Genomic DNA, 25,163 nt, shown 5'->3' on the forward strand with positions numbered 1-25,163 from the left:
GACACGCTTGGGACCCGCAAGGCTTCGGGGTGTCTCGACTTCGCTCGACACGAACGGCTAGATTGATGTCCGTGAGCACCGAAACGGAAAAGACGATCGACGAAGTTGACGGCGCTAACTTGGCGGCGATTGATGCTGCCATCGCCGCCGCCGCGCGCCCTTTCGTCATGCGCGGTCTCGCGTCCCACTGGCCCGCCGTCGCAGCCGCCGGGCAGGGCGACCAGGCCATCGCCGCCTATCTGGCGGCGCGCGACAATGGCAAACCGCTGACAGTGCTGGTCGGCCCGCCAGAAACCGGCGGGCGCTATTTCTACACCGACGACATGCGCGGGGTGAATTTCCGCAGCGAGAAGATGCCGATGGCGACGCTTGTCGAACGGCTCCTCGCGATCCGCGGCGATCCCGCGGGACCCACGCTTTACGCCGGATCGACCCCGACCCCCGACAGCGTCGCGAGCTTCGCTGCCGAAAATCCGCTCGGTATCGATGTGCAGGGCGTCGATCCGCGCATCTGGGTCGGTAACGCCAGCCGCATCGCGCCGCACTATGACATGGCGTCGAACATCGCTGTCGTCGTCGCGGGGCGCCGCCGCTTCTCGCTCTTCCCGCCCGAGCAGATTTCGAACCTCTATGTCGGCCCGGTCGAGCGCACCATTGCCGGCCAGCCGACGAGTATGGTCGACCCCGACCATCCCGACCTCGACCGTTATCCGCTTTATGCCGAGGCCGAACGGCACAAGCTGGTCGCCGATCTCGAACCCGGCGACGCGCTCTTCATGCCGCCGATGTGGTGGCATCATGTCCGCTCGACCGGCAAGCTCAATGTGCTGGTCAACTACTGGTTCGGCCAGCGCACCGACCGCTTCCCCTTCGCCGCGCTGATGCTGGCGATGCATTCGATCCGCGAACTGCCCGACGCCGAACGTGAAGCGTGGCGCACCTGGTTCGACCATTATGTCTTCGGCGAGGGGGCAGGGGAGGCGGTCGCGCATCTTCCGCTCCACGCGCAAGGCGTCCTCGGCCCGCCGTCGCCGCAACGCGACCGGATGATCATCGACTATGTCATCGGCATGTGCCGGGGCGGGGGGAGCTAGATCCTCCCTGTGGCCGAAGGCCATGGGGAAGGGGGACCGCTCGCGAAGCGAGGGGTGGAGGGGCCGTGGAGGGCGCGTGGATAAGCCGCCCTATAAATCCCGTTCGTGTCGAGCGAAGTCGAGACACCCATCGGGCGCGCACGTCTTCGGGGTGTCTCGACTTCGCTCGACACAAACGGAAAATAGAGGCGCGCTTGGAATGCATTCCAAACCTCACCCACCAGCCCGCCAAGCCGAAGGCGACCGCCCCGTCCACTGCCGGAACGCTCGCGTAAAGCTCCGCGCTTCGGCATAACCCAGCATCTCGGCGATCGCCTCGACCGTCGCATTGCCGCTGGTCAGCAGCCGCATCGCCTTGTCGCGCCGCACATTCTCGCGGATCGTCGCCAGCGTCATGCCCTCCGCGCGGAGCAGGCGGCGCAGCTTGTGCGGTGACAGCCCGGTCGCCACCGCGAGTTCCTCCAGCGTCAGATCGGGGCTGCGCGTCAGATACTGCCGCACCCGCCGCGCGACGCTCGCATCGCTCGCGGGGATCGTCATGATGTCGAGCGGCGCCGCCGCGAGCATCGCCTCCAGTTCGTCCCGCGTGCGCTGGATCGGTGCGTGCAGCGCGTGTCCGTCCATCAGTATTCGCCGCGCCGCGCCGTCGAAGCGATGACGGCACGGGAAGAGATATTTGAACTCCTCGAAATAGGCTTGCGGACGCGGATAATCGAACTCGGCCGCCAGCAGCGAAATCGTCTCGCCCGCCAGCCAGCAGGCGAGCCGGTGCCAGATGATCAGCCAGAATTCGCTGAAATACTGATCGGGATCGAGATCGGGCCGGTCGAAGCGCACCTCGACCTCAAGCCCCGCCGCAGTCGCCCGCACGCCCGTGGCGATCCCCGCATCGAGTAGGTTGTAGAACCGCGCCGCGCGCGACAGCCCGTCGGCGACGTCGGCCCCCTCGAGCGCCAGCTCGCACGCGAAGGCGAAGCTCCCCGGCCGCACCCGCCGCGCGGTATGGCCCATAAACTCGTCATCCAGCGCCGCCCAGATATTGCGCACCAGCAGCGCCATCGCCTCGGCCGACCCGCGCCACCCCGGCACCGCGAAATCGGCGGGGTCGAGCCCGGTCCCGAGGGTCAGGTCGCGCACGTGCTTGCCCGCGCGCTCGGCGCCTTTCGTGCAAACCTGAAAATAATAACCGTCGATCGTCGCCATGATGGCTGCGCATTATGGTGAGTTTTCCTCGCCTGTCATGCCCTGTTTTGACACCGCGTCTCCGCGATATGCGTGAAGATAGACAAAATGGGAGACTGCACATGACCATCCACCCCCGCGAAGAAAGCGCCGCCGACCGCTGGGCGCGCTTCCCCCCGATCGTCACCGGCGACGACTATGTCGCCTCGCTCCGCAATCGCGGCGTCGAGGTTTGGCTCTTCGGCGAACGCGTCGCGGAACTCGTCGATCACCCGATCATCCGCCCCTCGATCAACGCGCTCAAAATGACCTATGACCTCGCGGTCGCCGACCCCGAGCTGGCGACCGCGCACAGCGACCTCATCGACGCGCCGGTCAACCGCTTCCTCCATATCGTCGGCTCGCCGCAAGACCTCGTCATGAAGAACCGCATGCAGCGCAAGATGGGCCAGCTCACCGGCACCTGCTTCCAGCGCTGCGCCGGGCTCGACACGATCAGCGTCCTCCATTCGATCACCTGGGACATCGATGCGAAGCACGGCACGCCCTACCACCAGCGCTACCTCGACTTCATGCGCCACGCTCAGCGCGCGAATATCATCATCGGCGCGGGCATGACCGACCCCAAGGGCGATCGATCGAAACGCCCGCACGAACAGGCCGATCCCGACATGTTCCTGCACGTCGTCAAGCGCACCGACGCGGGCGTGTACGTCACCGGCGCCAAGGCGCACATGACCGGCGGGCTCAACTCGCACTGGATCTGCGTGATGCCGACGATGAACATGGGCGAGGCCGACCGCGACTTCGCGATCGTCGGTCTGGTGCCGGGCGACGCGGCGGGCCTCACCTACATCTATGGCCGCCAGTCGTGCGACACCCGCGCGATGGAGGCGGGCGACATCGACCAGGGCAATGCGCGCTTCGGCGGGCAGGAAACGCTCGTCGTCTTCGACAATGTCTTCATCCCGCACGAACATGTGCTGATGGACGGCGAATATGAATTCGCGCAGGACATGGTCGCGCGCTTCACGTCGTACCATCGCGCGAGTTACGTCTGCAAAACCGGGCTCGGCGACGTGATGGTCGGTGCCGCGGCGCAGGTCGCCGATTACAACGGCGCCGAGGCGGCGAGCCATATCAAGGACAAGCTCGTCGAGATGACGCACCTCAACGAGACCATCTATTCCTCCGCCATCGCATCGAGCCATGAGGCGAAACAGCTGCCGTCGGGCATCTTCATGAACGACGCGATGCTCGCCAATGTGTGCAAGCATAATGTGACGCGCTTCCCTTACGAGATTTCGCGCCTCGCGCAGGATCTCGCCGGCGGCATCATGGTGACGATGCCGTCGGACGCCGACTTCAAGAATGAGACGATCGGCCCGATCCTCGAGAAATATATGAAGGGCAAACACAATGTTCCGGTCGAATATCGCCAGCGCATCCTGCGGTTGATCGAGAATATGACCTTGGGGCGCAACGCGGTCGGTTATCTCACCGAATCGATGCACGGCGCGGGGTCGCCGCAAGCCCAGCGCATCCAGATCTTGCGCGGCATGGATGTCGAAACCAAGAAAGGTTTCGCGCGCGACCTTGCGGGGATCATTGAAGAGTAGCAGCATCCCGTCCGAAGAGAGGAGCGCGCGATGACGGTACCGGTAATCGCGATCTGCGGCATCGCCACCGATGCGGCGAGTTGGCAAGGCATGCCTGTCGATCGCATCTTCGTGCCGCGCGGCGCCTCGGTCGAGGCGATGGCCGAGGCCATACTCGCCGACCTGCCCGACCGCTTCGCGCTCTGCGGTCATTCGATGGGCGGCTATGTCGCACTGGAACTCGCCGCGCGTGTCCCCGAACGGCTGACGGGCTTTGCGATGCTCAGCAGCGCCTGCACCGCCGACAGCGACGAAGCCAGGGCAGGGCGGCAAGCGGCAATCATGCAGGCGCGCGACGACTTTGGCCTGCTGGCGGACCGTCTCGCCCGCGCGATGTTATCGCGCACCAGCCGCGCCGATGCCGAGTTGCTCGCCGACATACATGCGATGCTCTTGCGCTGCGGCACCGAACGCTTCGCCGAGCAGCAGGCGGCGGCCTCGACGCGCGTCGACCGGTGCGGCCTGCTGGCCGGCATCGCCGGTCCGGCGCTGGTGCTCGCGGGTGAGGACGATGCGATCGTCGCTCCCGATCGTTCGCGCGACATGGCGGCCGCTTTGCCCGATGCCGTGCTGCACATGATTCCCGTGTGCGGTCACGTCCCCCAGCGCGAGGTACCCGAAGCGACCCATGCCGCGCTGATGGCGTGGCGCGACCGATTGGAAACGCGATGAAACCGACGCCGCCCCGCCTCGATCCCGGTTCCTACCCGCTCCACAAGGCGGTGCCGATCCGCTTTTCCGACATCGACATGTTCCGCCACCTCAACAATGTCGCAACCGGGCAATTTTATGAGGAAGCGCGTTTCGAACTGCTCGCCGAAGCGCGGGTGCAGGTCGCCAAGGAAGACAGTCCGGCGCTGGTGATCGCTAATGTCGACACCGCCTTTCTGGGACAGGCGCGCTACCCCGGCACCATCGACGTCGCGACCGGCATCATCCGCGTGGGCGAGCGTTCGCTCGTCATCGGGCAGGGGCTGTTCGTCGGCGGCAAATGCATCGGATGCGCCGACAGCGTCGTCGTTTCGACCGGCCCCGCAGGTCCGGTTCCGCTTCCAGTCCCGATCAGCGAATATCTGTCACGGCTGCTGCTGTCCGGCGGCGGCGATCCGGCCTGACGAGCGTCGATCCGCTCGCGGACCGGGAATGGACGCGATGCTGGCACGACCTGTCCGAAAGACCTCGGTTCGTCGTCTCAAAGATTTTCTTTGCCGCAAAAACAGTGGTCCGCCATTGACGACTCCAATATCAATCTTTTAAGTTGAGATTGTCACTCGGAGCTGGTCGAGACGGGTGACGGGCTCTCCCGCTCCTCTTCGACCCGCGGCTTTTGAACGGGAAAGCAGCTTGCTCCGCGTTACCAACGGCTAAAGCGCGTGATGCTCGGGCGACAGCGCCAGGCATTGCGTTCCCCCAGAAGGGGTATTGCGATGCGCATGTGTAGTATCATCATGTAGACCTTCGCCCTTCCTGTGCGCGGGATAGCGGACCACCGCATCCCCTCCGCACGGCGGCGCCCTCCTTTCATCGTGGCCGATATCCCTCACGCGAGGGCTCACGGTCCAGCGTCCGGCGCCTGCGCGTCGGCGACAGGTGAAACCATGCCTTTGCTGACCCAATCCGACCTGTCGGATCTGGCTCGCTATCCTGCGTCCCTGCGCAGCGCGGCTCGCGCTTTGTGGGGCGATGGTCTGGCGAGCGGACGATCCGGCGCGGCGCATAGCGCCCATCTCAAACACATCAAAAAGGGGGCGGGAACGCCGCCCGGGGACAAAATATGACGACGAAATTCTCTCCCGACCACCGGCTCAAACTGTTGCTCGGCGCCGCCGTGGCATGGCACGCGGTGCCCGCCGCTGCGACTGAGGCCGCCGCCGACGCCGCGACCATCATCGACGGCGAAGCTGCGGCCGAAGCGGGCGGCGACAGCTATGACGGCAGTGAAATCATCGTCTCGGCGCGCCGCCGCGACGAAAGCGCGCAGAACGTCCCGATCGCGCTGTCGGTCGTGGGCGCGGAAACGCTCGAGAAGACCGGCAATTACACGCTGACCCAGGTCCAGCAACTCGTGCCGAGCCTGCAGGTGTTCAGCTTCAACCCGCGCAACACCAACATCAATATCCGCGGCCTCGGCAGCAATGTCGCGCTCACCAACGACGGGCTGGAGAACGGCGTCGGTTTCTATATCGACAATGTCTATTACGGCCGCGTCGGTCAGTCGCAGTTCGACCTCGTCGATCTTCAGCAGATTGAGGTTTTGCGCGGACCGCAGGGAACGTTGTTCGGCAAGAACACCACCTCGGGCGCGATCAACATCACGTCGCGCAAGCCGAGCTTCGACCCCGAATTCTCGGGCGAGGCGAGCGTCGGCGATTATGGCTATTATCAGCTGCGTGCTTCGGCCTCGGGTCCGATCGTCCAGGATCTGCTCGCGATCCGGGTCAGCGGCTCGGCGACCGAACGGCGCGGGTTTCTCTACAACGATACCCAGAATGAACGCGCGCAGGATTATTCGAACTGGAGCTTGCGCGGGCAATTGCTCTTCACGCCCTCGTCGGATGTCGAGGTGCGGATCATCGGCGACTTCGCGCGCCAGAAGCAGAACCATGTGCTCAACGTCTTCGCCGATTATTTCGGCACCTATGACAATGGTGCCGCGATCCCGAACAACTTCGCGCAGCGTGCGGCGCGCTTCCCCGGATATAGCTTTCCGACCATCGATCCCTTCGCGCGCCGCGGCGAGGCCGACGGCCATTATCAGTCGAACATGGACGGTTATGGCGTGTCGGGGCAGGTCGACTGGGATATTGGCGGCGCCAAGCTGACGTCGATCACGGCCTATCGCTGGTGGGACTGGAACCCCGCCAACGACGGCGACTCCACCTCGCTGCCGGTCATCACCAAGGCGCAGCAGGCGAACCGGCAGCGTCAGTTCAGCCAGGAAGTCCGTCTCGCATCGGACAGCACCGGCCCGATCAACTATGTCGTCGGCGCCTATTATTTCTGGCAGGTGATCCGTGGCAAGGGCGCGACGGCCTATGGGCCGGCCGCGGCGCTGTGGAACCGGCCACCGGCATCGCCGTTCTCGCTCGCCACATGGGAAGCGGCGGTCAACGGGTTCGAGGCGAATTCGACCTCCGACCCGCGCACCAAAAGCTATGCGCTGTTCGGCCAACTCGACTGGAAGTTCACCGATCGCCTGACGCTGACCGCGGGCCTTCGCTATACGCGTGAAAAGAAGAGCGGATCCTTTCACCAATATCATGTGGCGGGGGTCGACCTGTCGACCTTGCCCGCCGATATCGCGCGCGACGCGGCGATCCTGCGGACCCAGTTCAATCCCGTCACCGACTATTCGACAAGCTTCAGCGACAACAGCGTGTCGGGCCTCGCGACGCTGTCGTGGCAGTTCTCCGACGACGCGCTTGGCTATGCGACCTATTCGCGCGGTAACAAGTCCGGCGGGCTCAACCTGACCAGCTTGCCCGTCGGGGTCGATCCCAATGTCGCGCCGGAAAAGGTCGACAGTTACGAAATCGGGGTCAAGACCCAGTGGCTCAATCGTGCGGTAACCTTCAACCTCGCGGGTTTCTGGACCGAGATCAGCGATTACCAGACCGCGATCACCGAGCAGATCGCGAACACCGTCAATTTTCGTCAATATATCGCCAATATTCCCGGGGTCCGTTCGCGCGGGGTCGAGGCCGATCTTGTCGCGGCGCCGACCGATCGCATCAGCTTCTATGCGTCGGCCGCCTACGCCGATACGACCTATAGCGATTATCCGAACGCACCGCAGGCGCCCGAAAGGCTCAACCTCAGCGGCAAGCAGGATTTGACCGGCGAGCAACTGCCCGGCGTGCCCAAATTCACCTATACGCTGGGCGGCGACGCGTCGGCACCGCTCGGCGCGCTCGGTGGACGCGACCTGTCGCTCTACGCCCACGCCGACTATTCGCACCGCTCGACCTTCAACACCTCGTCGAGCGACAGCCGCTATGCCGATGTCCCCGGGTTCGGCATCGCCAACGCGCGCATCGTCATCCGCACCGACGACGGGTTGTTCGACCTGTCGATCTGGGCGCGCAACCTGTTCGACAAGGATTATTTCCAGACCTTGTCGGCGCAGAACACCGGCATCGTCACTGCGCTGATCGGCGAACCGCGCACCATCGGCGCGACGCTGCGGACGAAGCTGTGATCCGCGCCGCCCCTTCCCGAAATTCGCCGAAGGCCCCGACCGGTTCCGCCCGATCCCGCCCTTCCCGGATAGCCCGCCGTCCAACCCCCAAAGGAGACTGATCATGACGGATCTTCACAACAGCTATGCCAATGCTCGCGACAAGAAAATCGACCTCGACGTCACGCCCGTGACCGGCACTATCGGAGCCGTGGTCAATGGCGTCCAGCTCTCGGGCGATCTTCCCGCGGCGACGGTGCAGGCGATCCAGGCCGCGCTGGTGCGCCACAAGGTGCTCTTCTTTCGCGACCAGCAGCATCTGACCGATCAGGAGCATGAGGATTTCGCCGCATCGCTCGGCGATCCGGTCGCCCATCCGACGGTGCCGGTCGCCGACGGGTCGCGTTACCTGCTCGAACTCGACAGCAAGGAAGGCTATGCGGCGTCGAGCTGGCACACCGACGTGACCTTCGTCGAGGCCTATCCCAAGGCGTCGATCCTGCGGGCGCTGACGATCCCCGAAGCCGGCGGCGACACGTTATGGGCCAATGGCGAGACCGCCTATGAAGGGCTTCCCGAGACGCTGCGTCAGCTCGTCAACACGCTGTGGGCGACGCACACCAACCTCTACGACTATGCGGCGATCCTGCAGAGCGCGCCCGACGGCGAAAGCGCCGCCAAGCGCATCAAGGACCATCGTAACGTCTTTGCCTCGACCGTCTATGAAACCGAGCATCCGGTGGTCCGCGTCCATCCGGTCAGCGGCCAGCGCAGCCTGTTACTCGGGCATTTCGTCAAGCAGTTCGTCGGGTTGAACGGGGCGGATTCGGCGCGGCTCTTCGCGATCTTGCAGGACCATATTACCAAGCCCGAAAATGTCGTGCGCTGGCGCTGGCGCGAAGGCGACGTCGCCATCTGGGACAATCAGGCGACCCAGCACCGCGCCGTTGCCGACTTCGGGTTGCAGCGCCGCACGCTGCGCCGCGCCACGATCGCGGGCGACATCCCCCTCGCGATCGACGGCCGCACCAGCCGCACGGTGCGCAAGGAAAAGGCGGTACAATACGAACCGGCCTGACGCATTATGGGCCGGCGCCCATGCTCTCCTCTCCCATCCTGCGACTGCGCCGGTCCTGTTTGCGGTGCGCCCGGGTTCCATTCGCCCGGGCGCACCGCCCCTTTGTTTCGATCGAACGGACGCCAACATGATCCGCCGCTTTCTCGTTCTCGCCTTGACCCTTGTGACCATCGGCGTGCCGTTTTCCGCCACGGCCACCGAGCGCCGTCCCAATTTCCTCGTCATCGTCGCCGACGACCTTGGCTATTCGGACCTCGGGGCCTTTGGCGGCGAGATCAGGACGCCGCATCTCGACAAGCTGGCGCTCGCGGGCATTCGCCTCGCCGGTTTTCACACCGCGCCGACTTGCTCGCCGACGCGCTCGATGCTGCTTTCGGGCACCGACAACCACCTCGCCGGCCTTGGCACGATGGCCGAGATGATCCGCCCCAACCAGCAGGGCCAGCCGGGGTATGAAGGCTATTTGCGCAGCGATGTCGCGACCCTGGCCGAGCGGCTTTCGGCCGGCGGTTATCAGACGCTCTTTTCGGGCAAATGGCACCTTGGCCTGACCCCTGAGCAGGATCCGCACGCGCGCGGTTTCGCACGCAGCTTTGCCTTGCTGCAGGGCGGGCACAATCATTTCGGGACCGACGCCGATCCGGAAAAGGGTGGCCGGGCGACCTATACCGAACAGGGAGAGCGCCTGACGCGCTTGCCGCGGGATTTCTATTCGAGCGATTATTTCGCGACGCGCCTGGTCGATTTTCTCGGCGAGCGGCCAGCGGCAGGGCAGGGCGACCAGCCCTTCTTCGCCTATCTGGCCTTCACCGCGCCGCATTGGCCGCTGCAGGCGCCGCCCGAGGATATCGCCCGCTACAAGGGGCGGTACGACGAGGGTTTCGACGTGCTGCGCGAACGGCGCCTGGCGCGCCAACGCGAACTCGGCATATTGGCGCCCGGCGTTGCGGCCCACACCCCGCGCAACCGCGACGGCAGCTGGGACTCGCTGACCGCCGGGCAGCAACGCCTCGCCGCGCGCAATATGGAAATCTATGCCGCAATGGTCGACCGGCTCGACCAGAATGTCGGCCGCGTGATCGAGGCTTTGCGCGCCGCGGGCGAACTCGACAATACGGTGATCATCTTCCTCGCCGACAATGGCGCCGAGGCGCTCGACGTCGAGACTACCGGCGCCGAAATGCTCGCAGGTGCGCTGAAAGGCGCCGACAACGGCTTCGCCAATCGCGGCACGGCGACCTCCTATCTCACCTATGGCGCCGGTTGGGCCCAGGCTGCGACCGCGCCTTCCTGGCTCACAAAGGGCTATCAAAGCGAAGGCGGCACGCGCGCCGTGGCTTTCGTCAGCGGGTTCGGCATTCCCCGGCGTGACGGCGCCGCGACCGAATATCAATCGGTCGCCGATATCGCGCCGACCGTGCTCGAACTTGCCGGGGTCGATGCAACGGCGACGAGGGTCGGCGATCGCACGGTCCGCCCGATCACCGGCCGGTCATGGGTCCGCTGGCTGCGCGACCCCCGGGCCCCTGTCTATGGTCCTGACGATGGCGTGGGCGCGGAGTTGTTCGGATCGCGCGCTTATCGCCGCGGCGAGTGGAAACTCACCGACATCGGCGACGGGACCTGGCGCCTGTTCAATATCGCCCGCGATCCCGGCGAAACCCGCGACCTGTCGCTCGCCGAGCCCGAACGCCGGACCGAATTGGTGGAGGCCTGGGCAAGCTATGCAAGAACGGTTGGCGTCATCCTTCCCGATTCCGTCCCTTACCGGCCGTAGGCCACCTCGGTTTCGGCGACCGGGGCTGGGTGCGGGGACGGTGCCTTGCCGACCGCTTCGCCGACGAGGATCAGCGTCGGCGCGTCGGCGGCCAGCGCGCGGGTCGCGAGCGCGAGAAGGTCGAGGCGCGTCGCGAGCTGCCTTTCGTCGGGAAGGCTGACGTTGCAGACGACCAGCACCGGCGTCGCGGCGGGCATTCCGGCATCGACCAATCCGCGCGCGATTTCGCCCGCGGCTTCGCGCCCCATATAGAAGGCGAGGGTGGTGCCCGCCGCAGCGAGCGCTGGCCAGTCGAGATCGAGCGCTGCGCCGCGGCGGCTGTGCGCCGTCACGAAACGGACGTCGCGCGCTACGCCGCGCAGTGAGAGCGACACGCCCGCCGAGGCGGCGGCGGCGCTGGCGGCGGTGATGCCCGGACAGACATGGACGACATGCCCGGCGCCGCGCAGCGCCGTCATTTCCTCCGCCGACCGGCCGAACAGCGACGGATCGCCGCCCTTCAGCCGCACGACCCGCTTGCCCGCCGCCGCGGCGGCGACGAGCATCGCGTCGATCGCCGGCTGGTCCTTCGAATGGCGACCCGATCGCTTGCCGACCCCGACGCGTTCGATATGCGGCGGGATAAGGGCAAGAATGTCCGGGCCGACCAGCGCATCGTAAAAGACGATGTCCGCCGCCGCGATCAACCGAATCGCCTTCATCGTCAGCAACTCGGGGTCGCCGGGGCCGGCACCGACAAGCCAGACCGTGCCGGGGGGGAAGTCGTCAGGCGGCATTACTGGTCTCCTCGGTCAGGATGCGCGCGAGCGCGGGGCGGCACGATCCGCAATTGGTGCCGGCGCCAATCGCGGCGCCGATCGCCGCGACCTCGGCCAGGCCCTGGTCGCGGATGGCGCCGACGATCGTCTTGAGCCCGATGTCGAAACAGACGCAGATGATCGGGCCGCGGTCGGCCTGCATTCCCGGCGCGCGGCCGGCGAGCAGGGTGGGGGCGACCTCGGGCGCGGACAACTGGGCGATCAGCCAGTCGCGCGGCGGCAATTCGCCGGTCTCGGTGACGAACAGCGCGCCGGCGAGGCGGCCGTTCGCGGCGATCGCGATGCGCCGCGTGCCGCGCGCGGCGTCCTGCGCCTCGATGCGTTCGCCCTTGGGAAGCAGCGCTTCGATGCTCTTGAGGTCGCCCTTGCCCGCGACCTCCCACAGCACGCCGGAAGGCACCGCGACGCGCGTCGCCCACAGGCAGCGCGGGGTCTCACTAAGCTCGCGCGCGAGCAGGAGGAAGCCCCGCCATTTGGGGGCGACCGCGGCGATCGATGCGGGGGTGCGCTTGAACCCCGGCTGGCCCGACACGGGATCGACGAGCGGGCGGGGGAGCAGGCCGGTGCGGCCGCCGCTCGCGGTGCGGTCGGTCCAGTGGATCGGCACGAACAGCTCGCCGGGGCGCTGGCCGGGGTGGAAGGCGACGCGGTAGAGGCTGTCGCCCTGGGGGGTTTCGATGCGCGCGAGGCCGCCGTCGGCGAGGCCGAGGCGCGCGCCGTCGTCGGGGTGGACCTCGACGAGCGGCTCCTCGCGGTGGCGCGCGAGTTTCGGCGCGAGGCCGGTGCGCGTCATCGTGTGCCACTGATCGCGATATCGCCCCGTATTGAGCGTCAGCGGCCATTTGGCGAGCGGTTCGGGCAGCGGCTTTTGCGCGACGGGAACGAGGCGTGCGCGGCCGTCGTCGGTCGAAAAACGTCCGTCGGCAAAGACATGATCGCCGCCCCAGCGAAAGGGGATCATGTCGTCATAGGCGGCGGTGCCGCCCTGCGCCGCGCCGGGCAGTGCGAACAGGCGCGCACCGTCATTGTCATAGGTCGACAGGCGGCAATGTTCGCGCCAGATGTCGGCGGGACGATCATAGGTGAAGGCGGTCTTCCAGCCCATCCGCCGCCCGACCTCCTTGACGATCCACCAGTCGGGCATCGCCTCGCCGGGCAATGAAAACAGCGCGCGCTGGCGGCTGATCGTGCGGTCCGAATTGGTGACGGTCCCGTCCTTCTCGCCCCACGCGGCGGCGGGCAGGCGGACATGGGCAAAGGCCCCGGTGTCGGTCTTTTCGATCACGTCGCTGACGACGACGAAGGGGCAGGCGGACAGCGCCTCGCGCACACGGTTCGCGTCGGGCATCGACACTGCGGGATTGGTCGCCATCACCCACAAAGCCTTGATCCGGCCTTCGCCGACGGCGCGAAACAGATCCACCGCCTTCAATCCGGGTTTTTCGGCGATCGTCGGCGCGGCCCAGAAACGCCGGACGCGCGCGCGGTTTTCCGGCGCGAAATCCATATGCGCGGCCAGCGTCGAGGCGAGCCCGCCGACTTCGCGCCCGCCCATCGCATTGGGCTGGCCGGTGATCGAGAAGGGCGCGGCACCGGGCTTGCCGATGCGCCCCGTCGCGAGATGGAGGTTGAGGATCGCGTTGACCTGGTCGGTTCCGGCGGTCGCCTGGTTGATCCCCTGGCTGAACATCGTGACCGTGCGCGGGGTCGCGGCGAACAGTTCATAGAAACGCCTGAGGTCGGCGGCCGGCACGTCGCATGTCCGTGCCACCGACCACAGGTCGTTCCCCTCTCCAAGCTGGTCCCAGAAATCCCGCGGCACCGCGACATGGGCCGCCAGATAGTTTTCATCGACCACGCCGGCTTCGCGGCAATGCTCGAGCAGGCCGTTCATCAGCGCGACGTCGCTGCCCGGACGGATCGCGAGGTGCAGGTCGGCCTCCTCGGCGGTCTCGGTGCGGCGCGGGTCGATCACGACAAGCTTGGCGCCCGCCTCGCAGCGCGCGCGGATGCGCTGATAGACGATCGGATGGCACCAGGCGGTGTTGCTGCCGACAAGGACGATCAGGTCCGCGGCGTCGAGATCGTCATAGGTCGCGGGCACGATGTCCTCGCCAAAGGCGCGGGTGTGGCCGGCCACCGCGCTCGACATGCAGAGGCGCGAATTGGTGTCGATGTTCGCGGTGCCGATGAAACCCTTCATCAGCTTGTTCGCGACATAATAATCCTCGGTCAGCAGCTGGCCCGAGACGTAGAAGGCGACGCTGCCCGGGCCGTGGCGCGCGATGGTCTCGCGGAACTTCTTTGCAACGAGGTCGAGCGCCTTGTCCCAGCTCGCGCGCCTGGTGCCGATCATGGGCGCAAGCAGGCGGCCTTCGAGGCCGACGGTCTCGCCGAGGTGCGTGCCCTTCGAGCAGAGCTTGCCGCGATTTGCAGGATGATCGGGGTCGCCGGCGATCTCGACCGCCCGTTCGCCCGTCACCGTCGCGCGGATGCCGCAGCCGACGCCGCAATAGGCGCAGGTGGTGCGGACGGCTTCCGTCATCAGGCCGCGGCCTTCAGCGTGCTGGCGCGGCAGATGAGAACGCGGCCGCCGTCGATCTTGACCGGCACCGTGGGCGTGCAGCCCTTGTCCTCGCCCAGCGCCTCTCCGGTCGACAGGCTGATCCGCCAATTGTGGAGCGGACAGGCGACCGCGCCGCCGTGGACGATGCCCTGCGACAGCCGGCCATGTTTGTGCGGGCAACGGTCGAGCAGCGCGAAAACCTTGCCCTCGGCGGTGCGGAACACCGCGATGTCGTCGCCCCCCGCGACCTGCACGGTGCGGCTGCCGCGCACCGGGATCTGGTCGACCCAGCCGATGTCGAGCCATTCGGCGGTGGTCATGCATATTCTCCTTGCGGAATGAAGCGCGCCATCGGTGCGTGATGTTCGGCCTCGGCGCCCTCGGCGCGCTGCGCCCAGGGGTCGTCCTGCGAAAAGCTCTGCGAATAGAGGAAGCGCGCGCGGAGCGCCTCACGGCCCGGCTGGTCGTCGACGATGCGCGCCTTCACATAATCGACCCCGACGCGCTCGATCCAAGGCGCGGTACGTTCGAGATAGCGCGCTTCCTCGCGGTAGAGCTGGATGAAGGCGGCGCAATAATCCATCGCCTCCTGCTCGGTCGCGACCTTGCAGAGGAGGTCGGTGGCGCGGACATGGATGCCGCCATTGCCGCCGACATGCAGTTCGTAGCCGCTGTCGACGCAGACGATGCCGAAATCCTTGATCGTCGCCTCGGCGCAGTTGCGCGGGCAGCCCGACACCGCGATCTTGAACTTGTGCGGCATCCAGCTGCCCCAGCTCATCCGTTCGACCTTGACCCCGAGCCCGGTCGAATCCTGCGTGCCGAAGCGGCACCATTCGGACCCGACGCAGGTCTTCACCGTGCGCAGCGACTTGCCATAAGCGTGGCCCGAGACCATTCCGGCAGCGTTGAGGTCGGCCCAGACGGCGGGCAGATCCTCCTTCCTGATCCCGAAGATGTCGAGCCGCTGGCCGCCGGTGACCTTGACCATCGGGGCGTTGAACTTTTCGACGACGTCGGCGATCGCGCGCAGCTCGCGCGGGTTGGTGAGTCCGCCCCACATGCGCGGGACGACCGAGTAGGTGCCATCCTTCTGGATATTGGCGTGCAGCCGCTCGTTGACGAAGCGGCTCTGTTGGTCATCGACATAGTCGCCGGGCAGCGCACAGAGCAGATAATAATTGAGCGCCGGGCGGCACGACGAGCAGCCGTCGGGGGTCGTCCAGTGCAGTTTCTGCATCACCTCGGGGATCGAGCGCATATTCTGCGCAACGATCTCGCGGCGGACGTCATCGTGGCCGAAGCTGGTGCATTTGCACATGCTTCTAGGCCCCGACTGGACGTCGTCGCCGAGCGTCAGTGCGAGCAGATTTTCGACGAGGCCGGTGCAAGAGCCGCAGCTTGCCGACGCCTTGCAACCGCCGCGCACCGCGTCGAGGCTGTGCGCACCCTTGGCGATGCACGAGACGACATGGCCCTTGGTAACGCCGTTGCAGCCGCAAATCTCGGCATCGTCCGAGAGCGCCGCAACGGCCGCCTTAGGGTCCGCCGCGCCGCCTCCCGCGGCGAAGGCCTGGCCGAAGATCAGCAGGTCGCGAAGGTCGGAGACGTCCTCTTGGCGTTTGAGCAGGTCGAAATACCAGTTGCCGTCGGCGGTATCGCCATAGAGGACGGCGCCGACGATACGGTCATCCTTGACGATCACGCGCTTGTAGACGCCGCGGCTCGCGTCGCGGAGGACAATGTCCTCGCATCCGTCGCCGCCCGAGAAGTCGCCGGCGGAAAAGACGTCGATGCCCGACACCTTGAGCTTGGTCGAGGTTACCGAGCCGCGATAGCCGCTGGGTTTCTCGACGAGGCCGTCGGCGAGGCTGCGGCACATATCCCACAAGGGTGCGACGAGGCCATAGACCTGTCCGTCATGCTCGACGCATTCGCCAACCGCGAGCACGGCGGGGTCGCTGGTCACCATATGATCGTCGACCTGGATGCCGCGCCCGACCGCGAGGCCGGCGTCGCGGGCGATGGCGACCGAGGGGCGGATGCCGACCGCCATGACGACGAGGCTGGCGGGGATCAGCGTACCGTCCTTGAGTCGCACGCCTTCGACCCTGCCGTCGCCGACGATCTCGGCGGTGTCGGCGCCGGTCAGGATCGCCTGGCCGCGCGCTTCGAGCGCGTTCTTGAGCAGCCAGCCGGCGGCTTCGTCGAGCTGGCGCTCCATCAAGGTCGGCATCAGGTGGATGACGGTGACCTTCATGCCGCGCAAGCTGAGGCCATGCGCGGCTTCGAGCCCGAGCAGACCGCCACCGATCACCACCGCGTCGCCGCCCGCATCGGCGGCGGCGAGCATCGTGTCGACATCGTCCATGTCGCGAAAGGCGATGACGCCGGGCAGGTCCTTGCCGGGCACCGGGATGATGAAGGGGTCGGAGCCGGTGGCGATCAGCAACCGGTCATAGCTTTCGCTGAGCCCGCCGCGCGTCGTCACGGTCCTGGCCGCGCGGTCGATCGCCGCGACGGGATCGCCCGCGACGAGCGCGATGCCGTTGTCGGTGTACCATGCGGCGTCGTTGATCACGATGTCGTTGAAGCATTTCTCACCCGCGAGGACGGGGGAGAGCATGATGCGGTTATAATTGACGCGCGGTTCGGCGCCGAAGATCGTGACGCGGTAGCGGGTGGGATCGCGCGCGAGCAGTTCCTCGACCGCGCGGCAGCCGGCCATGCCGTTGCCGATGACGACGAGATGCTCGCGCGTGTCGGCGTCGGGTTTGAGGGGGCGGTGTTCCATCAGAGCATCCAGTCCAGTTGCAGCCAGAATTTGTCGGTGTCGGTGGCAAGAGTGCGCGCGTCATAATGTGCGTAGCGGGCGGAGGCGGTGAATTTGCCGAGCTTGGCGCTCGCCAGCAGGTCGATCTCGTCGCCATAGGAGCGGCTGGCCCGGTCGCTGCGATAGTCGTGGTACACCGCTTGCAGCGTCACCGCCTTGAGCGGCCCCACGGCCTGCCAGCCCCAGCCGGCGCTCGCATAAAGGTCGCGCACGCCATCGGGCGGGGTGGCGAGGAATTTGTCCGCCCAGCCCTGGAATTTGAACCCGGTGGCGAGCGGGGTCTGTAAGCTGGTGAGGGCAATTCCGTTGTCGGCGCCGAGTATTTCATAGCCCACGCCGACCCGGGGGCCGCCAAGATCGACCGCGACATCGGCGAGCCAATAGTCGGCGGAATAATCATTGGGGTTGCGGTGCCAGTCGGACTGGCGCGCATAGCTCAGCTGCCAGGCGATCTTCGCCTTGCCGAGCTTCTGGCTGCCGTCGAGCCGCACGCCATAGCTCTGGCTCGACATGCGGAAACCCTGCACCGTCGCCTCGTCCTGATCGACGAGATAGGCGAAGGCGGCGAGCTTGCCGACCGGGGTCGCGACGCTCAGATTCCCGAAGACATTGTCGCCCGACACCGCTTGCTGCCGCGCGCCCGCGCCATCGATGCCCCAGATGGTGCGGACGCTCCAGGCATAGGTCAGGTCGGCCTTGATACCCTTGGCCGGGGTGATTTCGGCGCGGACCGCGTCGAAGCTCTGCCCGTTCTGGCGGAAGGGCACCGCGCCGACGAAACGCTCGTCGTCGAGCGCGATCCGCTGGCGCCCCGCGGTGAGGCCGAAGGTCGGTGAGGCGTAGCGGAGCTGGGCGCGGGCGAGGGCGATATTCTCGGGATCCGCCACCAGCGGCCGCGTCGCGGCGCCGTGAAGGCCGTCGAAATACTCATCGACAAGTCCTAGATTGCTCTGGCCTTCGACGAGCGCCGACCAGCGCCCGGCCTTCGCCTCGACCCCGGCGCGGACGCGCAGGGTCAGGGCGTCGGCTTCGGCGGCGAGGCCGTCCTGGTCGACGCTCTCGTAACGGAGCCGGGCCTCGCCGAGCGGCTTGAGGGTGACGTCCTGGGCGTGCGCCACCCCTGCCGGCGCGAGCGCCAGCAGGATGAAAAGGGTGCGGGTCATGATTTAGATCCGCACGCCTTCGGCCGCGCCCCAGGTCGCGCGCCACTGGCCCTTGACGAAGATCAGCCCGACCAGCGCGACGACGGCGAGCCCCGCGAAGATGTAGAAGCCGGGGCCGAAGCTGCCGCTCCACTGCTTGGCGAAGCCCAAGGAGGAGGCGAGGTAGAAGCCGCCGACGCCGCCCGCCATGCCGACGAGCCCGGTCATCACCCCGATCTCGGCCGAGAAGCGCTGCGGCACGAGCTGGAAGACCGAGCCGTTGCCGGTGCCGAGCGCGAGCATCGCGATGACGAACAGGGTGAGCGCGGCGGGCAGGGTTGCGGCCTGCGGCACCCCGGCGAGCGCCAGCGCGGCGACGACGAACACCATCATCAGCGCCTTCACCCCGCCGATCCGGTCGGCGAGCGCGCCGCCCATCGGGCGCACCAGCGATCCGGCGAACACACAGGCCGCGGTGCAATAGCCCGCCATCACCGGGGTCAGGTGGAACTGGTCGGTGAAATAGATGGGAAGCGAGGCGGCGAGCCCGACGAAACCGCCGAAAGTCACCGAATAAAAGGCCATCAGCCACCAAGCGTCGGCGGTCTTGAGCGGTTCGAAATAATCGACCAGCTTCTTCGGCGCGGGCGCGTTTGGCGCGTCCTTCGCCATCGCGAGATAGACGAAGAAGACGATCGTCAGCGGGATGCAGGCGAGGCCGAGCACCGCGTTCCAGCCGAACAGCTTGGCGAGGCCGGGGGCGAAGAGCGCGGCGAGCACGGTGCCCGAATTGCCCATGCCGGCGAAGCCCATCGCCTTGCCCTGATGCTCGGGCGGGTACCAGCGGCTCGCGAGGGGGAGGGCGATCGCGAAGCTGGCGCCGGCGAAGCCGAGGATCACGCCGAGCGCGAGGGTGCCGGCGAAACTGTGGACTCCCATCGCCCAGGCGGTGAACAGCCCGGCGATGACGATGAGCTGGCTGATCGCGCCCGAGCGCTTCGGCCCGATGCGGTCGACGAGCAGGCCGTTGACGACGCGCAGAAGCGCCCCTGCCAGCGTCGGCACCGCGACCATGAGCCCCTTTTGCGCGGGGCTGAGGCCGAGGTCTTCGGAAATCGCGGGGGCGAGGGGGCCGAGCATCACCCAGACCATGAATGCGAGGTCGAAATAGAGAAAGGCGGCGACCAAAGTCGGCCAGTGACCGCTGGTCCAGAAATTCGATTTGGGCCCCGTTCCGCTGCCCCCGCTGATCGTCGTCATCGTCCGTCCCCTTGTGTGACGGGCAATAAAAAAGCCGCCAGGACGGCGGCCACGCGGGCGCATCCTGACGGCTTCATTGCCTGTTGGGATTATAGGGAAAGGCTCCCCATGTGCCGCGCGGGCCAGCCCCCTCGTTGGAGCCGTCGCCGCTTTATCCTGCCCCGGCAGCCTTGCCGAGTGCGTTTAAGCTGCCTGATTCGTGGGTTTCCCGCAAGCGGTTATTTCGCACGTGCAGCATAAAATAAAAGCTATGGAAGTTCAGCGAGATAGGCCTCGATATCGTCGGGATCGAAGGCGCGGCCGTCGAAAAAGCGGTCGCTGCCAAGCGTCAGGCGGCCCTGCGTCGACCCCGCGCCGATCGGTTCGTGGAGGCCGCCTTCGAGCTTCGAACTGGCGCCCGGAAGCGGGGCGCCGGAGCCTGCCAGCGCGGCGCGATAGACGTCGGGCCGGAAGACGTTGCCGGCGGCCGCCGCTTCGGTGCTGTCGAACGCCATATAGTCCCAGCGCACCATCTGCGAGTAGAGCCATGCGGCCTGGCTTCGCCAGGGGAAGTTCGCTGCCTCGCGATATTGGAACATGAAGTCGGGATAATGGACCGGTTCGCCGCCGGGGGTCAGGCGGATGCGGTCGGTGATCGCGCGAAGGACGGCATCGCGCGGCGCATCGAGATATTCGGGCCGCGCCAATATGTCGGCGCTTTCCTCGGCCGTGCCGGGTTCGATGAAATGCGCCGCCGCCGCATGCAGGGCGCGAACCAGCGCTTCGACGGACTCGCGGCGTTCGTCGAGGATCGTGGCCCGCATCGCGAGCACCTTCTCGACGCCGCGGCGCCAGATTTGGGCGGTTGCCAGCGCGATATGGCCGACGCCGCGATCGACCGCGATCGAGTTCCACGGCTCGCCGACACAGATACCGTCGACTTCGCCTGCGGCGAGCGCGTCGGCGGCGAAGGGCGGGCTGGTGACGACGATCTCGATGTCCTGATCGGGCCGAATGCCGACGCCGGCGAGCCAGTAGCGCAGCATGTAATTATGGCTCGAATAGCGATGGACGACGCCGAAACGCAACGGCTTGTCCGCCGCCAAGCGCGCGTCGGCGGTCTGCTTCAAAGCCGCGCCGATCCGGACCGGGTCGCCCAGCGCGGCGGTCAGGCCGGTCTCTACCGCCAGCCTGGCCGAGAATGTGACGGCGTTGCCGTTGAGCCCCAGGACGAAGGGCACCGCGAGCGGTACGGCGGGGCGATCCTTGCCGAGCGTCGTCGCGATGGCGAGCGGCGCGATCATATGCGCGGCGTCGGTATGGCCGTAGAGCAGCCGGTCGCGCACCGTCGCCCAGGTCATGTCGCGCACCAGCTCGATCGCCACGCCTTCGCGCGCCGCGAAGCCCAGTTCGTGCGCGAGGATCGGCAGCGCGGCGTCGACGAGCGGCAGGAAGCCGATACGGAAGCGCTCGGCGGTCATTCCATGTCTCCCATCAGCGCTTCGCTGGTCACGATGGCTTCGGCGATTTCCGAAATCCGGCGGTTGGTGCGCATCGCCTGCCCACGCAGCAGGGCATAGGCGGCGGGCTCGTCGACCTGGCGACGCTTCATCAGGATCGCCTTGGCCTTGTCGATCACCGCGCGTTCGGCGAGCGCGTTCTTGGCATCGTCGAGTTCGCGCTGGAGCCGCGAGAAGGCCTGGAAGCGGCGGACGGCAAGCTCGACAACGGGCTTGATCCTTTGCTTCGACAGGCCGTCGACGACATAGGCCGAGACGCCGGCATCGATCGCCGCGCCCGTCACCTCGGCATCGCTCTGGTCGACGAACATCGCGATCGGGCGCGCAAGCGCGCGCGACATCGCGAAGAAATCCTCAAGCAGGTCACGGCTGGGGTTTTCGAGGTTGATCAGGACAACCTCGGGCTTCGCGGCCTCGACCTGCGCGACGAGCGGCCCGGCGGGATCGATCAGCACCAGATCGTCGAGTCCGGCCTCGCGCAGGCCATCCGAGATGATCGCGGCGCGCGTCGTGCTGGTGTCGATGATCGCGATCTTCATGGCCGCGCCTTTACGGTGCGGCGTTCGAATTCGCCAGAGCTAAGCCGATATGGCGACATATAGACGCTGTATCATGGCCGATATGCAGAGTTTTCGAACCTGCGCTTTGGTTTCGCGCCGCGTCAAAGCCTCCACATCGACCAAAAAAAAGGGGAGCAACGCCGGCCCCCCTTTCTCCCTTGGTTGGATGCGCGTCAGTCCAGCTTGAACCGGACGCCGACGCGGTAGGTACGACCCAGCAGGTCCGAAAAGGTGCTGTTCGCCGCGAGGCCCGTTTCGGGCAGCAGCAGCGGGTTGGCATCGAACAGATTGGTGACGTTGAAGAAGAACTCCGCCTCCGATGCGTTGCCGACCTTGATCTTCTGAGTCAGGTTGAGGTCGACGTAGAACGTCCCTTTGACGCGGTTGTTGTCATAGGTCGGGTTCTGGCTGGTCGAGGTCGGGCAGCCGCTTGTGCATTCGATCGCGTTCGCCAGATATTTGCCCGAGCTGACGCCGCGACCGGTCACGGTGCCCGAGAAGGTCGGGGTCGAATAATTGGCGTTGGCGCGGAATATCCACTTCGGTGTACTCGCCTGACCGCCGTTCGCCCCCACCGTGTTGACCGGCGTGGTCCCGGCGATGCCCGTTTCCGCCAGATTCTCGATGTAGCGCGTCGCGGTCCCTTTCAGCGTAATACTGCTGCTTTCACCCACGGGCAGGCGATAGGCGGCGTCGAAGTCGATGCCGCGCACCAGCCGGCGCACATAGTTGAAGGGCTGGGTACGGATGAGCAGATAAGGCACCGTCGGGGTCGAGCGCGTCGGATCGGTGGTGATCGCGTCGCAAAACGCCTGGACCCCTTCGTCACAGCGGTTGACCACTTCCTGCGCGCTGATGGTGTCGATCGCATCCTGCAGGTTGATACGAAAATAATCGACCGATGCGCTGAAGCCCGGCAGGAAGCGCGGCGTGATCACGCCGCCGATGTTCCACGAATCGGCCTTTTCGGGTTCCAGCGCGAGGTTGCCCGTCGTCAGGCCCGAATAGGGAAAGAATTGTGGACCACTGTTCGGATCGGCCGAATTGAACTTGGGATTGCGTACCGAATCGCTGTTCGCGGTGCCGGCCTGGAACAACTCGTTCAGGTTCGGCGCGCGAATGTCGCGCGACCGCGTCACGCGGAGGCGGATGTCCTCGATCGGCGCCCAGGTCGCGCCGAGTTTCCAGGTGGTGACATAACCCGACGTCGAATAATCGGTCGCGCGCACCGCGCCGTTGAATTCGAGGCCGAAACCCAGCGGGATCAGCGTTTCGAGATAGGCTTCCTTCACATTATAGCTGCCCTTGAACGGCAGATAGTTGCCGACCGACCAGGCGTTGCGGAATCCGGGCCGGCCATTGGCGTCGACCGTCGCGATCGGCTGGAACTCCGTCGGCACACTGCCGCGGATCTTCTCTTCGCGATATTCGCCGCCGATCGCGATGCTGACGTCGCCCGCCCAGGTGGCGAAGGGCGTCAGCGACAGGTTGGCGCCCGTGACATATTGTTCGAGCACTTGCTTGCGGAACGGATCGCCGAGCACATAGTCGATCGCCGCCGGATTGGCGACGCCGATGCCAAGGCGATTGAGCGGCACGCAGGTCGGGTCATTGTTGGTGGTGTCGGTGTCGACGTTGATCAGGCACTGGATCGATCCGACGGCGTAGCCGCCCGCATTGCCGGCGGGCGCAAACGCCGCATTCGTCGCATTCGCCATGCGCGTGACATGCATGATGTTACGCAGCTGTTCGCGCACATCCGAGCGGCCATATTGGCCGAAGATGTCCCAGCGTGCCGCCTTGCCGAAGGCGTCGAACTCGCCCTCGGCACCGACGACGTAGCGTTGGACCTGGCGCTTGTTGTTGATGCCGCGGAACGGCAGGTCGGCCGCGGTGGTCGTGATGCTGATGCTGTTGACGCCGGTGAGCCGTGCCGCGCCCAGCGTCTGCAGGGCGAAGGCGTTGCAGGTGGTCGGGACCGGGATGGTCGTGCAACCGATGGTGTTGAGAGTCGCCGATCCCAGGTTGGGGCCGGCGTTGAAGAAGACTTCCTGCTTGTTGTACGACCCTTCGGCGAACAGCGTGAGGCCATCCGATACGTCGAAGCTGGTGCGGCCATAGACGCCCCAGCGGTCGTCCTTTGGCGCGAGGCCGATGCGGCGGCCCGAATCGTTGACGCGCCAGTCGCCGCCGACCGTGCGCGTGACGGGGGAGCCAGTGCCGTTGGTGTTCAGCACCGGCGAGTTGAACGACCCATATTGAAACGGGATGACCTGGCCGTTCTGGCCGAAATAATTGCCGCGCAAAGCATTGGTCGAGGTCCCGGTCGATGCGGTGATGAAGCCGCCGGGGGCCTGATTGGTCTGACCAGCATTCTCGCGGAAGGTGATGAAGGCGGGCTGGCCATTGGTCGTCGTATATGCGGGGTTGGCAATGGCCAGATAGCCCTTGTGGTTCCACGGCCGATCCCCGGGGTCGATTTCGTAGATGCCGTCCTGATGTGCGATTTCGGCGTTGAAGACGATATGCCCGCGGCCGTCGGCGAAGGAGGTGCCGCCAGCGACGCTGCCCGAATAGTTGAAGCCGTCGCCCTTGTCGGTGAGCCCTATGTCGCCGCTGATGCGCAGCCCCTCCATCTTCTTGTTGAGGATGAAGTTCACCACGCCGGTGACGGCGTCCGAACCATAGGCTGACGATGCGCCGCCGGTCACCAGTTCGACGCGCTCGATCAGCGCCTGCGGGATAGTGTTGATATCAACCCAGCCGAAGATCGTCGAACCGACCGACCGGCGGCCATCGACGAGGACCAGCACGCGGCTCTCGCCCAGGTTGCGCAGGTTGAGCGCGTTGATGCCCGCCGAGCCGTTGGAGATGTTGAGGCGCGAGTTGCCGGGCTTCGTCGATCCGGCGAGTTGCGGCAGCTGGTTGACGAAGTCGGCGATGTTGTTCGACGGCGAGGTGTTCTGGATATCTTCCTTCGTCAGCACGATCACCGGGGTGGGGGCCTGGAACCCGTCGCGGGCGATGCGCGAGCCGGTGACGACGATCTGCTCGCTGGGGGCCGCTTCGCCGCTGTTCGGCGTGGCGGTGGCCTCTTGTGCCAACGCCGGCGCGCTGTGAACCAGCGCCAGCGCGGTCATCACCGCGCCGAAGCGGCATGTACGGCCCAGCGGCCGACGAATTCGTCCAAGATCACGCATGTTAACAAGTCCCCTTAATTGCCCAAAGGCTACGCCGCACACCGCCAGTGCGTGCCGCGGCTAGCCCTATTGTCCCACCTGACCGCGTGGCGGGCTCTTGGCTCCGCCTTCTTATGTTTTCGTGATATTCATCGTATCGGCCCGGCTATCGCCGCGTTCGAGGTGCGCGGATAGACCGTTCCGTGACGGGGAGGTTACAGGGTGGTTACCGCCGGTCAACAGCTTCGCGATTACCCTAGCGATATGGACCTATAGCCCCAAGGCATAGCGTCGCCGAAATCGATGAAGGCCGGGCGCGGAATAGCTTGCAGTTATAGGG

At 66.1% G+C, this 25,163-nt stretch carries 17 protein-coding genes; 7 read left to right on the forward strand and 10 right to left on the reverse strand.

What is annotated here, in order from left to right; translation table 11 throughout:
- The first annotated feature begins 71 nt into the window (after positions 1-71).
- Complete coding sequence (locus tag AC07U1_RS12845) at positions 72-1,094, forward strand: cupin-like domain-containing protein (protein WP_495176250.1); 1,023 nt, start codon at positions 72-74, stop codon at positions 1,092-1,094.
- Positions 1,095-1,307: 213 nt separating this feature from the next.
- Here AC07U1_RS12845 and AC07U1_RS12850 read toward each other — a convergent pair whose 3' ends face one another.
- The gene (locus tag AC07U1_RS12850; RefSeq protein ID WP_495176249.1) at positions 1,308-2,297 is read right to left on the reverse strand and encodes an AraC family transcriptional regulator; all 990 of its coding nucleotides are present in this window, start codon (positions 2,295-2,297) and stop codon (positions 1,308-1,310) included.
- A gap of 101 nt (positions 2,298-2,398) precedes the next feature.
- Here AC07U1_RS12850 and AC07U1_RS12855 point away from each other — a divergent pair, with 101 nt between their 5' ends.
- The 6 genes from AC07U1_RS12855 (at position 2,399) to AC07U1_RS12880 (ending at position 10,966) form a co-directional block, all read left to right on the forward strand.
- On the forward strand, positions 2,399-3,895 hold the full coding sequence (locus tag AC07U1_RS12855) for a 4-hydroxyphenylacetate 3-hydroxylase family protein (RefSeq protein ID WP_495176248.1): 1,497 nt from the start codon (positions 2,399-2,401) through the stop codon (positions 3,893-3,895).
- Positions 3,896-3,925: 30 nt separating this feature from the next.
- On the forward strand, positions 3,926-4,606 hold the full coding sequence (locus AC07U1_RS12860; RefSeq protein WP_495176247.1) for an alpha/beta fold hydrolase: 681 nt from the start codon (positions 3,926-3,928) through the stop codon (positions 4,604-4,606).
- Entirely contained in the window at positions 4,603-5,049 is a 447-nt protein-coding gene (locus AC07U1_RS12865; RefSeq protein WP_495176246.1) for an acyl-CoA thioesterase, read from the forward strand. The genes AC07U1_RS12860 and AC07U1_RS12865 overlap by 4 nt, the downstream gene beginning before the upstream one ends.
- 659 nt (positions 5,050-5,708) lie before the next feature.
- Positions 5,709-8,132 carry a TonB-dependent receptor gene (locus AC07U1_RS12870; RefSeq protein WP_495176245.1) on the forward strand — a complete coding sequence of 808 codons (2,424 nt, stop codon included), beginning with the start codon at positions 5,709-5,711 and terminating at the stop codon, positions 8,130-8,132.
- A gap of 103 nt (positions 8,133-8,235) precedes the next feature.
- Complete coding sequence (locus tag AC07U1_RS12875) at positions 8,236-9,189, forward strand: TauD/TfdA dioxygenase family protein (protein WP_495176244.1); 954 nt, start codon at positions 8,236-8,238, stop codon at positions 9,187-9,189.
- Between the two features lie 163 nt (positions 9,190-9,352).
- Positions 9,353-10,966, forward strand: coding sequence for an arylsulfatase (locus tag AC07U1_RS12880; protein ID WP_495197735.1), 1,614 nt, complete (start codon positions 9,353-9,355; stop codon positions 10,964-10,966).
- Here AC07U1_RS12880 and cobA read toward each other — a convergent pair.
- The 9 genes from cobA to AC07U1_RS12925 form a co-directional block, all read right to left on the reverse strand.
- A complete protein-coding gene (gene cobA / locus AC07U1_RS12885) occupies positions 10,954-11,742 on the reverse strand; it encodes a uroporphyrinogen-III C-methyltransferase (protein ID WP_495176242.1) in 789 nt (262 codons plus the stop codon). The two genes, AC07U1_RS12880 and cobA, sit on opposite strands and share 13 nt — an antisense overlap.
- A complete protein-coding gene (locus tag AC07U1_RS12890; RefSeq protein ID WP_495176241.1) occupies positions 11,732-14,329 on the reverse strand; it encodes a molybdopterin-dependent oxidoreductase in 2,598 nt (865 codons plus the stop codon). Before AC07U1_RS12890 ends, cobA begins: the two co-directional genes overlap by 11 nt.
- Positions 14,329-14,670 (reverse strand): nitrite reductase (NAD(P)H) small subunit, encoded by a 342-nt coding sequence (gene nirD / locus AC07U1_RS12895; protein ID WP_495176240.1) that lies wholly within the window; start codon positions 14,668-14,670, stop codon positions 14,329-14,331. The genes AC07U1_RS12890 and nirD overlap by 1 nt, the downstream gene beginning before the upstream one ends.
- A complete protein-coding gene (gene nirB, locus AC07U1_RS12900; protein WP_495176239.1) occupies positions 14,667-17,144 on the reverse strand; it encodes a nitrite reductase large subunit NirB in 2,478 nt (825 codons plus the stop codon). The genes nirD and nirB overlap by 4 nt, the downstream gene beginning before the upstream one ends.
- Positions 17,144-18,346 (reverse strand): alginate export family protein, encoded by a 1,203-nt coding sequence (locus AC07U1_RS12905; RefSeq protein ID WP_495176238.1) that lies wholly within the window; start codon positions 18,344-18,346, stop codon positions 17,144-17,146. The genes nirB and AC07U1_RS12905 overlap by 1 nt, the downstream gene beginning before the upstream one ends.
- A 3-nt stretch (positions 18,347-18,349) precedes the next feature.
- A complete protein-coding gene (locus AC07U1_RS12910; protein ID WP_495176237.1) occupies positions 18,350-19,585 on the reverse strand; it encodes a nitrate/nitrite transporter in 1,236 nt (411 codons plus the stop codon).
- A 248-nt stretch (positions 19,586-19,833) separates the two neighbouring features.
- Positions 19,834-21,045: a CmpA/NrtA family ABC transporter substrate-binding protein gene (locus AC07U1_RS12915; RefSeq protein WP_495176236.1), complete on the reverse strand. Its 1,212-nt coding sequence runs from the start codon at positions 21,043-21,045 to the stop codon at positions 19,834-19,836.
- Positions 21,042-21,623, reverse strand: a complete 582-nt coding sequence (locus AC07U1_RS12920) for an ANTAR domain-containing response regulator (protein WP_495176235.1) — start codon at positions 21,621-21,623, stop codon at positions 21,042-21,044. Before AC07U1_RS12920 ends, AC07U1_RS12915 begins: the two co-directional genes overlap by 4 nt.
- Before the next feature lie 194 nt (positions 21,624-21,817).
- Complete coding sequence (locus tag AC07U1_RS12925; RefSeq protein ID WP_495176234.1) at positions 21,818-24,844, reverse strand: TonB-dependent receptor plug domain-containing protein; 3,027 nt, start codon at positions 24,842-24,844, stop codon at positions 21,818-21,820.
- Positions 24,845-25,163 lie beyond the last annotated feature (319 nt).

Source organism: Sphingopyxis sp. GW821-FHT02C12 (genome assembly GCF_059421785.1).